Origin of the sequence: Paraburkholderia hospita (assembly GCF_002902965.1) — a bacterium.
In the GTDB taxonomy this organism is placed as follows: Bacteria; Pseudomonadota; Gammaproteobacteria; order Burkholderiales; family Burkholderiaceae; genus Paraburkholderia; species Paraburkholderia hospita.
In genome coordinates, this window is sequence record NZ_CP026108.1 from 96,423 (window position 1) to 110,637 (window position 14,215).

Below are 14,215 nucleotides of genomic sequence, written 5' to 3' on the forward strand. Positions count from 1 at the left end.
TCGGTCTGCCCCGACGGCCTCCGTTTCCTGCCAGATTCGATAGGCATCCGACGGGGCAGATAGCCACAAAGAATTCATGTCCATGTGCGCCTTATATACTGAATTTGCGTTGCCCGCACCCCTGACGAATCTGCGATTCGTCACAACCGTCTATAGCCGAATGGGGCATCAGTGAGCGAGCGGCATAGACCAGACTTTATATCGGGTGCCCAACCTTTTGGCCGCAGAAAGAGAGGTGATTTCGTACGGCTTTTGATCCCGAGATAGACCTTGCTCCAAGCGCCGCAGACGCATCGCGGCCTTCCCTGAGCAAAGAGCCGTCGCTCTCAACTCCGCTCGCTGGACTATCATGGCGGCTCAAGGAGGTCGCCATGTGCACCAGCTACGAAGCCAACCCAAACGACGCGCGTTGGGATACGTTCAGCCTGTTCCCTCGGCCGGATTTCGAGTACAAGCCAGAGATCTACAAGGACTATTTCGCGCCCGTCTTTCGTCGCGGCCTTGACGGTTTCGAGACCGTACCCGCGTCGTTCGGCATCGTTCCTCGCCGGCACATCCCGCCGGGCGTGAAGGTGTTCGACACGATGAACGCACGTTCCGAAAGTGTCGAGCAGAAGCGCAGCTTCAGCGGCGCGTGGAAGAACATGCAGCTTTGCCTGATCCCATGCCTGACGTTCTTCGAGCCGAACTACGAGACGGGCAAAGCGGTGCGCTGGAAGATCGGCATGGCGGACGGGGCCCCACTCGCGATCGCGGGTCTCTGGCGCCAGTGGAAGGAGATCGACGGATCACAGACGCTCGCCTTCACGATGCTGACCGTCAATTCGGACGAGCATCCGCTCATGAAGCGGTTTCACAAGCCCGGGGACGAGAAGCGCTCGGTGGTGATCGTGCCGCCGACGGAGTACCGCGATTGGCTGTCGTGCCAATCGGTTGACGAGGCCCGCTCATTTCTTCAACTCTATCCCGTCGAAGCCATGCACGCTGAGCCGTTTCCCCTACCGCCGCGCAAGCCGAAAACGGCGGCAACCGAGCGGGATCAACAGCAGCTGTTGTGACCGGACCGTGCCTTCCTGCGCCGCCCTGGATGCCCAAATACACAATCGCATATGTGTTCCTGAACTTGTATCGGCACGGGGCAGCCGATATTCACTTCACCAGGATGTGCCTCGTCATACACCCAGGCAGCAGGAATGTCGCCGCGACGGCGCATGCCGTACGCTTTGGGGTCTTCAATGACCATGTCGAGTTCGTCCATGATCAGGTCCCTGACGTATCCGTCGTCACAGTGGTCGAATGGAATCCAGGACTCGTCGACGCGTTGGTGAAGGATTACGATCGCGCGCTCGTGAGCGTCGATTGCCACACGGACGGGAAGGTCCGGCTCGCACGCCCACGGCGAGGGCCACTGTCCAATGATGAATTTGTCCAATTTCGACCGGCGACTCTGCTTGAAGAAGACCTCAGCCTACGCCGCACTCTGCGCAAGTCAAGCGCAGCCCCGACCGCGACAATTCCAGCCAACGCGTCTCTAACATGCGGGTCGCGGGCACGAACCGCGGCTTGTGCGATCGCACCTTCATGAATTAGACGGTCCACGTTCCGGTTACCCTGCAAGCCTCTCAGGTTCTGGCGTGTCCCACAAGACAGCCAGAATGACTTCGGGCCAGCGGCCTCGCCGCTGGCCTCTTTCTGCTCGGGTCAACGCTTGTCGCCGCTACCGAGTTCGCTATGCTTGTGCGAATGCGTCGCCCCGTGCACAAGCTCATAGACCGCGCCTTTGCCGGTACGTGTTGGCGGGAAATGTTCGCCCTCGACGCATGTCACTTCGAACGCTGCCTTGCCGTCGCCTTCGTGCACGACCTTGTAGATCCCGGATGTTTTCACGATCTCGCCGGGCTTGTGCTGCTCTGCCATAGCCTGCCTCCTTATCCCTATCGGACGATAACAAAAAGGGGACAGCAAGCCTGATGCCCGGCGTGCTCGGGAAGCGCCTCAACCGTCGCGGTTCAATGTCCGGTAGGCGTTGTAGTGGCGGATTGCCTGTGTCTGCTGACCCAGTTCCTCATGGATGCGCGCCGCGTTGAAATGCGCGTCTGCGAAGTCGTGTTTCAGTTCGATGCTGCGCCGGTATGCGATGAGGGCTTGTTCGAGGCGGCCCGAGTCTTCCAGCGCCACGCCGAGATTGAAGTGAAGCAGGTGATGGTCCGGGTTTTCGAGCAGGGCGTTACGCCATACCCCGATAGCGTCGTCGTAGCGGCCGCACTCCGACAGCAGGCATCCAAGGTTCAGGTACGCGTCGAGATAGGTCCGGTCCGACTCGATGGCGCGCCGGTAGCCGCCCTCGGCGCCGTCCACATCGCCCTCAGCTTCCCTTGCAGTAGCGTCCGCGAATTCGTCGGGCGCGCGGCGCTTTTGCATCTCCGTGACGTTGCCGGTACCGCCGCATGCGGGCGTCGGCTCAAAATCCAGCAGCAACTGGCCAGTATGGGCGTCCCATGGCCCGTCGCGGTCCTGCACGGCAATGTCGGCACCAATGGCAGTAATCCGGATCGCCGTGAGGTCCTTGTCGGGCGACCAGGTCGCGCGCAGATTTTCCAGTGCTCGCACAATCTTGCGCGGCGGGATGCCCGCCTTTCTCAACGAGTGGGCGGTGCGCAGCATGACGACGTCGCGGAACGAAAACAGCGTCTCCCTGCCGTGACCGCGCGCCGGCTTGACGAAGCCGCCTGCGACGAGCTGGGTAATCACGGTTCGCGAGACGCCCAGCATCCGCTGCACGTCGCGCATGCGAAAACGCTCTTCGCGGGTCATGCTATTTGCGGGTTCCTGTCTTTCGGGCCGGCGCCGACGCGGCGGGCGCGTCGGGGGTCGCAGCCCGTCGTGCCGACTTGCGCTGCTTCGGCGCGGCTGGCTCGGCGACAGGCGCGGCCTCTGGCTTTTGTCTTGCGGCCGCAGTGCCCTGTCCCTTCAGGCTCGCCCGCAGAGCTTCGACGAGGTCAATGATCTCCGCTCCCTCGGGCTGCGCGGCGGGCTGCAGGGTGATCTTCTTGCCCGCGATTTTCTGGTCGATTGCGGCTAGCAGACGTTCCTTTTCCTCGTCCTTGTACTGCGTCGGGTCATAAGAATCGACGCGGTACTGCTCGATAAGCTGTTCGGCGAGCTTCAGTTCAGCGGGCTGAACATCGGGCTTCTCTATGCCGATCGCAGACTGCGCCCGAACCTCGTCAGCGTACAGAAGCTGCTGCAGAATCAGCCCGTCGGGCCCGGCCCGAACCTGCGCGACGTTCTGTTTGCCCTTCATCACAAACTTGGCGAGCGCACAGGTGCCGGTGTCGGTCATCGCCTGCGCGAGAAGCTGGTAGGGCTTCGCGCCACGCTTGTCGGGCCCGAGGTAGTAAGCCTTGTCAAAATAGATCGGATCGATCGCGTCGGCCGGCAGGAACGCGACAATGTCGATGCTGTGGCTGGCGGTGGCCTCGAAGGCCTCGAGTTCGGAAGGCTCGAAGACAACATACTTGTCTTTCTCGAACTCGTACCCCTTGACGGTATCCGAACGCTCGATGACGGCCTGATGAGCGGGGCAATACAGCTGCTGACGCACCCGTGCGCCGCAATCCTTGTGCAACATGTTGAAGCTGACGGAGGACTTGGATTCCGTGGCCGAGAACATGCGGCAGGGAATCGACACAAGTCCGAAGCTGATGGTCATCGAGGCGATCGAACGCGGAGCGGCCATGACATTCTCCCGTTGGCAGGCGCTACCGGTCGCAGCAATTTCCCGGCCAGAGCGCCTGGCTGGAACAGTCAGTGCGACGCCGTTGGGATTTGGGAGGCGGAACAGGTGGCGCGTAGAACGAGAGTAGCCGATCAGGAGGACGAGGGCCAGGTGGACAGCCTGCCGGACATCATCCGGCCGCAACTTGCTACGCTCGTCGATCGCCCGCCGGTCGGCTCGAATTGGTCATACGAAATCAAGTTCGACGGCTACCGCATGCTGTGCCGTATCGACAACGGCGCGGTGAGATTGTTCACGCGCAACGGGCACGACTGGACCGGGAAGATGCCCGCGCTCGCTCAGGCACTCGGGCGGCTATCCGTCAGCCAGGCATGGATCGATGGCGAGGTGGTCGTACTCAGCAAAGCCGACATTCCCGACTTCTCGGCGCTGCAGAATGCGTTCGCCAGGCGTCGCACGGCCGGCCTGACGTTTTTCGCTTTCGACCTGATGTTTCTGAATGGCCGCGACCTCCGGCGAGCGACGCTCAGAGACCGGCGGGCCGCGCTGCAGCAGTTGCTTGCGAGTGTCGACGACGCACAAATACGGCTTAGCAATACGTTCACCGAAGGTGTCGAATCGTTGCTGGACTCCGCATGCAGAATGGGCCTTGAAGGGCTTATCGGCAAGCGCGTCGACCGTCCTTATACGGAAGGCCGTTCGCCCGATTGGATCAAGGTCAAGTGCATCCGACGCCAGGAGTTCGTTGTCGGCGGTATTAGCAGAAGCGCAGGAGCGGCGACAGGCATTCGCTCGTTGCTGCTCGGCGTGTACGAGCGAGATGGTAGTTTCCGCTACGCCGGTTCGGCCAGGGCAACGTTGCGACCCGCGCAGATGCGCGAACTGCACGATCGTCTGGAGCCAGTTGGCGAGACGCCGTTTTTTAACCCGCCCACGCCCGAGCGCGACCGCGTCCGCGTCTGGATGCGGCCACAAGTAGTTGTCGAAGTGTCGTTTCTGGAATGGACATCATCGGGGGAGATCCGTCAGGGCGTCCTGAAGGCACTGCGCGACGATAAGGAGGCGGGCGAAGTCCACGAAGAGAAGCCGGTCGCGGCGTCGGCGGCAAACAAACGCCGTGGAGCGAGCGCACGCGTAAGTGGTGCGACGATTACCAACGCGTCGCGCATCGTTGACCCGTCGACTGGATTCACGAAAGCGGACGTGGTCCAGTACTTTGACGCCGTCGCCGATTACATGCTGCCCTACATCAAGGACCGGCCCCTCATGATCGTGCGCGCGCCCGACGGCATCGAAGGCGAAATGTTCTATCAGAAGCACGCGGAAGGGCAGCGCCTGAAAGCCGTTACGCAGTTGCCACCGTCGATGCACCCCGGCCATGCGCCGCTGCTCGTCGCGAACACGCGGGAAGCACTGCTCGAGCTTGCCCAACTCAACACGATCGAGATCCACGCGTGGAATGCGACCGCACCTGATCTCGAACATCCCGACCGCTTCATACTGGATCTCGATCCCGATCCGCAGCTCGACTGGAACGTTATGGTCGAGGCTGCGACGCTTACGCGGGTCGTGCTAGACGAACTGGGGCTGCAGTCCTTCTGTAAGACCAGCGGAGGAAAGGGCGTGCACATCACAGTGCCACTTGCGCCAGTCCACACGTGGGAAGAGGTCAAGGGTTTCAGCCACGCGATCGCGCGCCATCTTGCGAAGGTCATCCCGCAACGCTTTTCCGCAGTGTCGGGACCACGAAATCGCATTGGAAAAATCTTCGTGGATTACCTCCGAAACGGGAGGGGCGCAACGACGGCGGTCGCCTTGTCGCCGCGCGCAAGGCCAGGGCTTCCGGTGTCAATGCCGGTCAGTTGGGGCGAGTTGCCGGAACTCGGTGGCGCGGCCGATTGGAACGTGTTGACGGGCCTCGATGAAGCCAGGTCGCGGTGGGAAGGCAGCGCTGCGTTTGCAGTCGAGCAGGAAATCACCGACATAATGCGGCGAGCCGTTGGCGCGACTGACTGACGGATTCGGTTAAGCGTCGGCGACCGGCCATGAAGCGCCGTTCGCACGCACCGTTGCTCGGAAGTTCAGACGTCGGATCCACCCCAGAAAGCGGCCACTCAATTCGCGACCATGAACGTTGCCTTATCGGCCTTTGCATGGGCGCGCGGCGGCCCCCGCCGTTTCAATCGCAATCAGAGACGGCGGAGACGGAATGGCGTCCTTTGCTTGCAGGAAGCTGACCAACATCAGCCGTAACGCCATCCGCCCCTGTCTGATTTCGCAGTCGGGCACCTTCACCGCGTCGGCCATTCGGGCTTGCTCGAGCCTCGCGGCACGAGCACCGTCCTGAAGGCCCCGGGGGTCTTCGACAAGACCACCTTGTCGGTCATGCCCTGATATGTGCCCAGCGGGTACCAGAGAGGGTGTTTGCTTGAAACATCCCTGTGTTGTTCGGACCATGCGGTCAGGGCCTTTATGAGTGACCGTCTGGTCTCAGTCCTCCAGACGCAGCCCGACCTTCAGCGTGACCTGCCAGTGCATGACCTTGCCCTCCTCAATGTGTCCGCGTGTCTCAGACACTTCGAACCAGTGCATGTTGCGCACGGTATTGGCCGCTTTGCTTAGCGCCACATGCACCGCGTCGTCGCTCGATTGCGTCGACGAGCCGGTGAGTTCAATCAGTTTGTATACGTGTTCCGACATCGGGTTCTCCTTGGTTTGAGGCGGACTACGTGGCATCGCAATGTGCCACGATATCCAGGCATGATCTACGCCGCGGCTTACTGCTGCTTTCGCGATCGCGCGAGCGCACGCGTGTCAACAACTTACGGACGGTCAAGGCCGCCGCTTACTGGGATTGCTCATTCTTAGGTCCTCACTGCGTCAGCCATTCGGGCTTGCTCGAGCCTCGTGGCACGAGGACCGTCCTGAAGGCCCCGGGAGTCTTCGACAAGAGCACCTGGTCGGTCATGCCCTGATACGTGCCCAGCGGGGTCTCTGCCGTGAACAGATCGGGGGCGACGTAGGCGTGTTCTTCGGAAGATCCGGCGGTCGCCTGGGCATAGTCCCTGTCGAAGATGCCGAGCGAGAACAGCCACAGCACGGTTCGGGTCAGAGAAACGGTGACCCGATAGCTGCCACCCTCGACCGCACGCCGGCGCAGCGCCGCGAGTACGCCGACCGTGCCGAGCCAGCCCACCACGTTGTCGACAATGGGGATGATCGGCGGCGATTTCGGACGCGCGAGCGTCCCTTCGACGGCGAACAGCCCCGAAACGGCCGCGCCGATTTCATCGAAACCCGGACGATACTTCCAGGGGCCGCTGGCACCGTGAAGCAGGACACTGGCATGGATCAACCCAGGCTTCCTGCCGCAGAGCTCCTCGGCCTCGAGACCATGGCGTTCCAGATAGCCCGGACGCTTGTTCGCGAAGAAGACATCGGCATCCTTCAGCAGGAGATCGAATTTCGCGCGATCCTCCTTCGAGTAGTCCAGGATCGTCGAGCGCATCCCGACCTGAGTGTCCCATGCGAACGCCTCGATCTCGCTGTCGTCGAACGGCCGCCAGATGTTGAGGACATCGGCCCCGTGCAAAGCGAGGTCTCTCCCGATCGCCGCTCCGGCAATCACGTGCCCCATCCCCAGTGCGCGAATGCCGTCCAGCGGACTGGTGCCCTCTTTCATGAAAGGGATCGGCTCACTTTCGCCGATCTTTTCCACATTGATCAGCGACATTCTCGAGAGGACCTCGGTGTACTGAAGCTCCTTGCTGAATTCCTCGAAAGTGCGCACCTTCGCGATGACGATCCCGGCCTCCGCCGCCGCATTCTCCAGGTCGTCCGCGCGCCATTGCAGAATGGCGTTGCGCACGGCTTCCGGGCTGGAGTCGCACCGCAGCAGGCTGAGTTCGCGGGCAGCCAGCTTTGGGTAGATGTTCAGGGGCACGACGTGTCGTCCGTCGCGGGTTTCGCGAAAAAGATTCGTATCGATCTTGAGGGCTGGAGGACGACCATTGATCGTCTCCCATTTCAGATCGAAGAACCCGGCGAAGCGCCGCAACGCTTTACGAACGTCCACTTCGATGTCCTGTTCCTCGCCGGTCCGCAGTCGCCACAGTGCAGCGACGCCGACGGCCTTCGCGGCCAGGGCGATCGCGGACAACGAGCCGAACCGGAAGAGCGCGGGGATGATCGGATCGCGGCCGTGGAACGTGATCTTGCCACCGCTGTCCGCCGTCGATAAGCCGACGTCTTTCAGTACGTCATTGAGCACGCCGTGCAGGTCGATATCCGCGTTCCGTGCCGGATTCGCGAGATTCGATTGAATGATTCCGGTGAGCCGATCCGGCCCGCTTTCGATTGCAAGATTGGTCGAGTCTTTCATTTGGGAAATTTCTTCGATAAGGGAGTGTCAACTGCCCGCGATCAGTTCACGCGAGCCGCGGCCACGCGTGGCGTGGCCGCATCCGTACCTTTAACGCGCCTTTCCTTTGGTGCGCAGCTCGATGAGTCCGAGCAGCAGCTCATCGCGCTCTGCCTCCAGTTCCTCGATGGACCGCGATCCGACCTCGGCATGAACGCCGTCGATCAGCTTCTTCTGCACTTCCGGCGTCAGCTCCGGCGAGCCCAGTTCCTTCCACCCAGCCGTCATCGGGCCGGCGAATTGATGGAAGAAGTGTTCGATGCCACCCGGGCCGCCGCCGAGGTGATTGAGCATCATGTTGCCCATCAAGCCCCAGCGCAGGCCCGGCCCCCAGGAGAGAGCGGTGTCGACGTCGGCGGCGCTCAGCACACCCTCTGACACCAGGTAGTAGACCTCGCGCGCCACCGCGAACTGCAGACGGTTGGCGACGTGGCCCCGCAATTCCTTATTCAGGCGCACCGCCTGTTTCCCGATCGACGTATAGAACTCCATGGCGCGCTGGATCGTCTCTTCCGAGGTCTTGGTCCCGCCGACGATCTCGACCAGCGGAATCAGGTGCGGCGGATTGAACGGATGGCCGACGACGCAGCGCTCGGGATGCAGCACGGCGCCCACCTGGATGCTGCTCATGGGCAGGGTCGACGTGCTCGATGCGATGATCACGTGGGGGGGCAGCAGCTCATCGAGTTGCCGATAGAGGTCCTGCTTGAATTCGAGCCGCTCGGGGCCGTTTTCCTGGACCAGATCCACATCCGTGAGTGCTTGTGCAAGCACGGGCGTGAACGTCAGGTTGGCTTGCGACGCGCCGGGCGCCAGGCCCAATCTCGTGAGCGCCGGCCAGGCAGCCTCCACGAACGCCCTGAGCTGGGCTTCGGCATTCGGGGCGATGTCCGTCGCAACGACCTTCAGCCCCTTGGCGAGAAACAGCGCGGTCCAGCTGGCACCGATCACGCCGGTGCCGATGATGGCGATGCGGCGAATGGGCTGGCTCTTGGTATCAGTCATGTCATGTCTCCAATGCGTGGGTCAGACTTCGGCATAGGCGATGCCGGTGAGGTTGCCTTGGGCGAAAAGGAAGTTGCGCGGGTTTTTTCCATCGAGATCGGCGGAGTAGACCGAGCCGCCCAGGTCCGTGACGAACATCCGATTTCCGGGAATGTCGAGTGCGATGCCGATTCCCTCCATCAGGTGCGTAACGAGGATTTCAGACGTCGCCGGTCCGTCGATCGGCGTGCGATTGACGGAGTTGCCGCGCGGAGGATCGCCGCGGTCGGTCCAGTAGAGGACACGCTTCGTGAGGTCGAGCTCGAGGTCGATGGGCTCGGGCAGCCGGTCGAACAGCACCTCGATGTCGGAGCGGTTTGTCGGGCCTTCGCCCTGCGGGATCTCGATATTGGCGCGGAAGATGCGGCCCAGTCCGGCGTTGTCCGGACCTTTTTGCGTCCAGTAAAGCTTCTTGTGCTTCGGATCGATCGTGATTCCGACGCACCACCGGGTCTGGTCGAGACGGTCCTGGTCGCCCTGTCCGGTCGCGACCAGCGTGTCGACCTGAGAGCCGTCGAGGTTGGCGCGCATCACGCGCATGCCCTCTCGATCGCACCAATAGAGCTTGCCACCTGCCTTGTCGAGATGAATCTGCTTCGGTGTGTGCGTGACGCCTTGCGGGACGATGACCACGCGATTCTTGCCATCCAGGTCGGCACGTTCGATCGAGCCGTCATGGAGGCCGATCGAACCCATGTTGGTCCAGTAGATATGACCGGCAGCCATGTCCACGACGATGCCGTCGGGGAGGCGGCAATCCGCGACGATCGTCTTGAGGTCGGATCCGTCGGGATTAATCGAGTGAATGCGACCACCGCTCAGTTCGAGGAAAAACAATCGGCCGGAGCGGGTCGCGTCCGTGGAAACATGCGTTCCGCTGGTTCGGGGCGAAGTCATAGTGTGTCCTTTCGTGTCATTGCCGTTGGAAGAGAGACTGGATGTCGGGCGCGACTGTGTACCGCCGGGTAGCGATCTCGTCGATCATTACCGCTGGCTTTCCGATCCCTTCGCGATCGGAATCGGATGCCGTGCATTGCCCGGCAGGACGTTCATCCGGCCCGCGACCACATCGAGGTCCGCAGTGCAGTCACCAAGCCGTGGTGTCTGAATTGAATGGTTTGTAGTGCCAATTTTCTGATGGTAGTTGGCGGGGCAAGGGGCGGCTATTACATAAAGCTGGAATACACCTCGTGTCCCGTACCCGTTAGAGGCATGTCGTTGCGTGAATGACCATTTGACCTTTGATGCTGTTGAAAAAGCCCGGCGACGGTCTACATCGCGAGGCTTTCATGGTCGCTTTACCCTTAACCGAGGCCCGCGAACGGCTTGTAGGGCGTTCTGATAGGTCGATTTTCTGGCCGGCGGTGGGCAACCAACTGCCGCGACTTTTTCAACAGCATCCCTTTGAAACCGGCCATCGCTGTCACGAAGTATCGTAGGTCCGATTCGGGTCGATTTCGGCGGTTCGTCGGGAGCCCAGGTTCGGCCAGCAGCGGATCGGTGACTCAGCTGTCCGGTGAATGGCATTCCGCATCCGTTGGCGTTCGCCGGCCCCAACCGATTGATGCCGATCCTCTTTATCCAGTACTCTGGCGAAGACCTACTTATCGGGATCGGCGGTTGTGATGAATCTGGATTTTCGGCTGCCGGTACCCGGAGACTCGGAATGGCTATTTGACACGTACCGGCGAACGATGAAAGGTTTCGTTACTTCAGCGTATGGCTGGGACGACGACTTGCAGCAAGCGGGGTTTGCAAAAAGCCTTCGCCAGGGCTCTTGTCAAATAGTTACGTGGGAAGGCGGCCGATGCGGGTTTGTGCACTGGACCGTCGAACCGGATCTCGTATGCCTGAGGATGCTTTGTATCGTGCCGGAGATGCAAAACAAGTCGATCGGCAGTGCAGCGATTGCCAAGATCATGTCGTTGTCCAGCTACTTACAAAAACCGCTGTACCTGAATGTCTTCATATGCAACCGAACTGCCTATGACTGGTACACCAGAATCGGTTTTGTCGAAATCGAAAACGACGGCAAGATCTGCACTTTGGTGCTTGCTCCTTCGTCGTCACCGGCCCTTATGGAACGGCATGCGTAATCTCCCAAGGACCCTGTCCGCAGCGGGAACAGCCGGGTTCGTGCGTCAGCTTCGCTCTCGAAACAGCCGCTCGACTGGTGACGCCGTTCGTCGCCTCGTCGACGATGTTTCAAGCTGCAGTTTGCTTGCCTGCCTGACCAGCGTGGCAAAGGAATCCGCTTGCATTTTTCTCATGATGTTGCCGCGATGTACCTGCACGGTGTATCGGCCGCCTGCTTGTTGAGCCGGCCGCTTGCCAGTAACGGTAACAGCTCCTGCTCACGAGGCGTCAGCGATTGGTGGAGAGCCTGGAGCAACGCTGTATCTTCCGCCTCCTTGCGAAGAACGTGCGCCCTGGCGATTGCCGCATCAACCACGCGCATCAACGCGTCTTCATCGAGTGGCTTTGTGAGGAAATCAATAGCCCCGCCCTTCATGGCCAGGACCGTGGACGGCACATCTGCCCTTCCGGTAATGAAGATGACCGGAATCTGTGAGTCCCTGCTGACAAGCTTCTGGACTTCCAGCCCGCTCATGCCTGGCATTCTCATATCCAGGATCAGGCATGCAATGACATTTTGATGCTGCGTGTCCAGAAACTCTTCGCCAGAGTTAAATGTCTGGACGTCTCTTCCGCTTGCGCGCAACAGCGCAGCGAGTGCTTCGCGCACGCGTTCGTCGTCGTCGACCACGTAGACTAATTCGCTCGCGGATTCCATAGAACCTCTCTATCAGTCGGTGAAAGCCCTTCCTTGTCGGACTAACGGTTTTAAATGTCTGCTTGCCTTGGCGGCCAACGCGTACTATCGACCCACCCACAATCGTCGCAGCCCTCTTCGACGAGATCCGCTCGGTGTTTCCGGACGACGGATCGGACCCGAGAAGGTCTTCAATGCCACCGTGGTCAGGATCGTCGAAACGGAGAAATCCTTCGCCACCGTCGCAACCTTCGCAACCTGCGCGGCATTGTTGCGCAGCAGAACCGGATCGATCGACTTCGTGGCAAACGCCATTTGCGCCTTTGTCGATCAGGATCAGCGTGTGATCGGCCGGCGAAAGCAGCAGTTTTCCAGGCTTGGCTGTGCTTGGAGCATCGTGTTTTCCAGGTGGATTCAGCAAACCTGATATCGCGTGATGAAGACCGTCCTCGCTGAGAGTTCCATCGACATGGATGAGAGCGCCCGCAGGAACGATTTCGAAGGATCGATAGTAATTGACCTTCTCAACCTGATAAATAGAATGGAACGAATGGATTCCATTCCGTTTTTTTCATGCCTTCTCTTCCCGATCTTCAAGCCTGGGCCATATTTGCCCGTGTTTCCGATCTCGGCTCGTTTGCCAAAGCGGCCGAGTCGCTCGGCATGTCGCAGCCCACCGTGTCGAAGGCGATTGCCCGCCTGGAGCAACGGCTCGGCACAGCGCTGCTATATCGGACATCGCGCCGGCTGTCGTTAACCCCGACGGGTTGCATGGCCCTCGAACGCGCGGTCCGCATCCTGAACGAAGGTGAAGCCGTCGAAGCCGAGGCGTCGGCGCAAGCGCTCACGCCGCACGGCACGGTGCGCGTCAGTGCGCCGATGTCGTTTGGCCTCAAATATCTGACGCCGCTGATTCCCGAATTTCTCGACCGCTATCCCGACGTCAACATCGACCTGTCGTTGACAGATACTGTGATCGATGTCGTCGCCGAAGGGTACGATGTGGCACTGCGCATCGCCGAGTTGCCCGACTCGTCGCTGCGCTCGCGCAGGCTCTGCGAGGTACGCCGGCCGCTCGTCGCAAGCACGGACTATCTGTCCCGCAACGGCCGCCCGACGCATCCACGGGAACTCGCGGACCATGCCTGCCTGATCTACACCAATCTGCCGACGCCCGGCCAATGGCGCTTCCGTCATGCGTCCGGAGACGAGTGCGTGGTGCCCGTGAAAGGGAGAATCAGCAGCAACAATGCCGAGGCCATCATTCCGGCACTGCTTGCGGGACAGGGTCTGGCGCTGCAACCGGAGTTCGTCGTATGGGATGCGCTGTCCAGCGGCGAACTGGAGGAAGTCTTGCCAGACTGGCAGATTGCGAGAGTTCATCTCAACCTCGTCACACCGCCTGGCGGTTTCAGGCCGGCGCGGGTGACAGCGATGCTGGCCTATCTCAGCGAATGTCTTGCGAGCGTGCCCTGGGCGCACACGGAAGACTGAACTCAACTCTCATGAATGCAGGAGTTGAGTGCGCAACAAACTCGCCCGGGTTGCTTCGTCAGATCACTTCTTGAGCGACAGAGTTGACTAGACGTAGCGCGGGCGGGATGCGGCCGTAACTGAGCGATGTCGTGGGTAGGCGTCTGCTTGAGGCTCAATCTATATTCTCGGCTGCGGTGCGATGGTCTGTTCGGTGTTGAGCATATGCGCAGAGATGGCCGCGTGAATGACCGTTATAGCTTGGAACCCGTCGTAGCGTTCATACTTGGACGAGCGGCCGGTGAGGGTCGGCTTTGAGCATTCGCTGCCGGATCGACGTTGGCTCAACACGGCGGCCTGATTGAGGGTAGCTGTGCAACGTGAGACCGGGGTCGGCCATTTTCAGCGGCTTCTCATTTACGTCTCACAGCCATTCGAGCAGTGGCACTGCCCCACTCAACGTACGATCGCGCGTTGATCATAGTGACCCATGTACGCGCAGTGACCGTCGACCCATGGACTCGCGTGCGGAGACAGCTCCGGCTATAGACCGGAGTTGCGATCGCTGTCCGATAAAGCGAAAACGATATGCCCTTCGCGAGCAAGATTAACGGAGCGCTCCCTCGGTGCCGAAGGACGCCATCGCCCCGAATGCCGCTCTGGCAAACGCGATGCGCTGCTCCATGACATCGGCCCTTGATAAGCAGCTTATGTCTCTTTCAGGCGCTGGAGCAGTACCTGTTCGGCCGACGCCGCCGGCCCCGGT

13 protein-coding genes and 1 pseudogene are annotated in these 14,215 nt (G+C 60.8%); 4 read left to right on the forward strand and 10 right to left on the reverse strand.

The features are described from left to right. Window positions 1–371: 371 nt before the first annotated feature. On the forward strand, window positions 372–1,058 hold the full coding sequence (locus tag C2L64_RS44875; protein ID WP_103153839.1) for an SOS response-associated peptidase: 687 nt from the start codon (window positions 372–374) through the stop codon (window positions 1,056–1,058). Here C2L64_RS44875 and C2L64_RS53695 read toward each other — a convergent pair. The 4 genes from C2L64_RS53695 to ku all read right to left on the reverse strand — a co-directional run bounded on the left by C2L64_RS53695 (window position 1,040) and on the right by ku (window position 3,739). Beyond that, complete coding sequence (locus tag C2L64_RS53695; RefSeq protein ID WP_158660570.1) at window positions 1,040–1,258, reverse strand: hypothetical protein; 219 nt, start codon at window positions 1,256–1,258, stop codon at window positions 1,040–1,042. The genes C2L64_RS44875 and C2L64_RS53695 overlap by 19 nt on opposite strands. A gap of 443 nt (window positions 1,259–1,701) precedes the next feature. Beyond that, the gene (locus tag C2L64_RS44885; RefSeq protein ID WP_103153841.1) at window positions 1,702–1,917 is read right to left on the reverse strand and encodes a hypothetical protein; all 216 of its coding nucleotides are present in this window, start codon (window positions 1,915–1,917) and stop codon (window positions 1,702–1,704) included. A gap of 78 nt (window positions 1,918–1,995) precedes the next feature. Continuing rightward, window positions 1,996–2,814 (reverse strand): tetratricopeptide repeat protein, encoded by an 819-nt coding sequence (locus C2L64_RS44890; RefSeq protein ID WP_103153842.1) that lies wholly within the window; start codon window positions 2,812–2,814, stop codon window positions 1,996–1,998. A gap of 1 nt (window position 2,815) precedes the next feature. Then, on the reverse strand, window positions 2,816–3,739 hold the full coding sequence (gene ku, locus C2L64_RS44895) for a non-homologous end joining protein Ku (protein ID WP_244212295.1): 924 nt from the start codon (window positions 3,737–3,739) through the stop codon (window positions 2,816–2,818). Between the two features lie 150 nt (window positions 3,740–3,889). On the opposite strand from ku, the gene ligD reads away from it, so the two are divergent. After that, entirely contained in the window at window positions 3,890–5,755 is a 1,866-nt protein-coding gene (ligD, locus tag C2L64_RS44900; protein WP_158660571.1) for a DNA ligase D, read from the forward strand. 474 nt (window positions 5,756–6,229) lie between these two features. On the opposite strand, the gene C2L64_RS44905 is transcribed toward ligD, so the two are convergent. The 4 genes from C2L64_RS44905 to C2L64_RS44920 all read right to left on the reverse strand — a co-directional run bounded on the left by C2L64_RS44905 (window position 6,230) and on the right by C2L64_RS44920 (window position 10,100). Beyond that, entirely contained in the window at window positions 6,230–6,439 is a 210-nt protein-coding gene (locus tag C2L64_RS44905) for a dodecin (protein ID WP_103153844.1), read from the reverse strand. Between the two features lie 172 nt (window positions 6,440–6,611). Then, the gene (locus tag C2L64_RS44910) at window positions 6,612–8,120 is read right to left on the reverse strand and encodes a CoA transferase (RefSeq protein ID WP_103153845.1); all 1,509 of its coding nucleotides are present in this window, start codon (window positions 8,118–8,120) and stop codon (window positions 6,612–6,614) included. Between the two features lie 90 nt (window positions 8,121–8,210). Beyond that, entirely contained in the window at window positions 8,211–9,164 is a 954-nt protein-coding gene (locus C2L64_RS44915) for a 3-hydroxyacyl-CoA dehydrogenase NAD-binding domain-containing protein (RefSeq protein WP_103153846.1), read from the reverse strand. Window positions 9,165–9,185: 21 nt separating this feature from the next. Further along, on the reverse strand, window positions 9,186–10,100 hold the full coding sequence (locus tag C2L64_RS44920; protein WP_103153847.1) for a 3-hydroxyacyl-CoA dehydrogenase: 915 nt from the start codon (window positions 10,098–10,100) through the stop codon (window positions 9,186–9,188). A 728-nt stretch (window positions 10,101–10,828) separates the two neighbouring features. Here C2L64_RS44920 and C2L64_RS44925 point away from each other — a divergent pair. After that, a complete protein-coding gene (locus C2L64_RS44925; RefSeq protein ID WP_103153848.1) occupies window positions 10,829–11,299 on the forward strand; it encodes a GNAT family N-acetyltransferase in 471 nt (156 codons plus the stop codon). Window positions 11,300–11,469: 170 nt separating this feature from the next. Here the strand turns inward: C2L64_RS44925 and C2L64_RS44930 are convergent, their stop codons facing one another. Continuing rightward, window positions 11,470–11,997 carry a response regulator transcription factor gene (locus C2L64_RS44930; protein ID WP_244212296.1) on the reverse strand — a complete coding sequence of 176 codons (528 nt, stop codon included), beginning with the start codon at window positions 11,995–11,997 and terminating at the stop codon, window positions 11,470–11,472. A gap of 150 nt (window positions 11,998–12,147) precedes the next feature. After that, window positions 12,148–12,394 (reverse strand): annotated as a pseudogene (locus C2L64_RS55270) (hypothetical protein); the annotation flags it as partial. Between the two features lie 155 nt (window positions 12,395–12,549). Between C2L64_RS55270 and C2L64_RS44940 the strand changes: the two are divergent. After that, a complete protein-coding gene (locus C2L64_RS44940; RefSeq protein ID WP_103153849.1) occupies window positions 12,550–13,470 on the forward strand; it encodes a LysR family transcriptional regulator in 921 nt (306 codons plus the stop codon). Window positions 13,471–14,215: the final 745 nt, after the last annotated feature.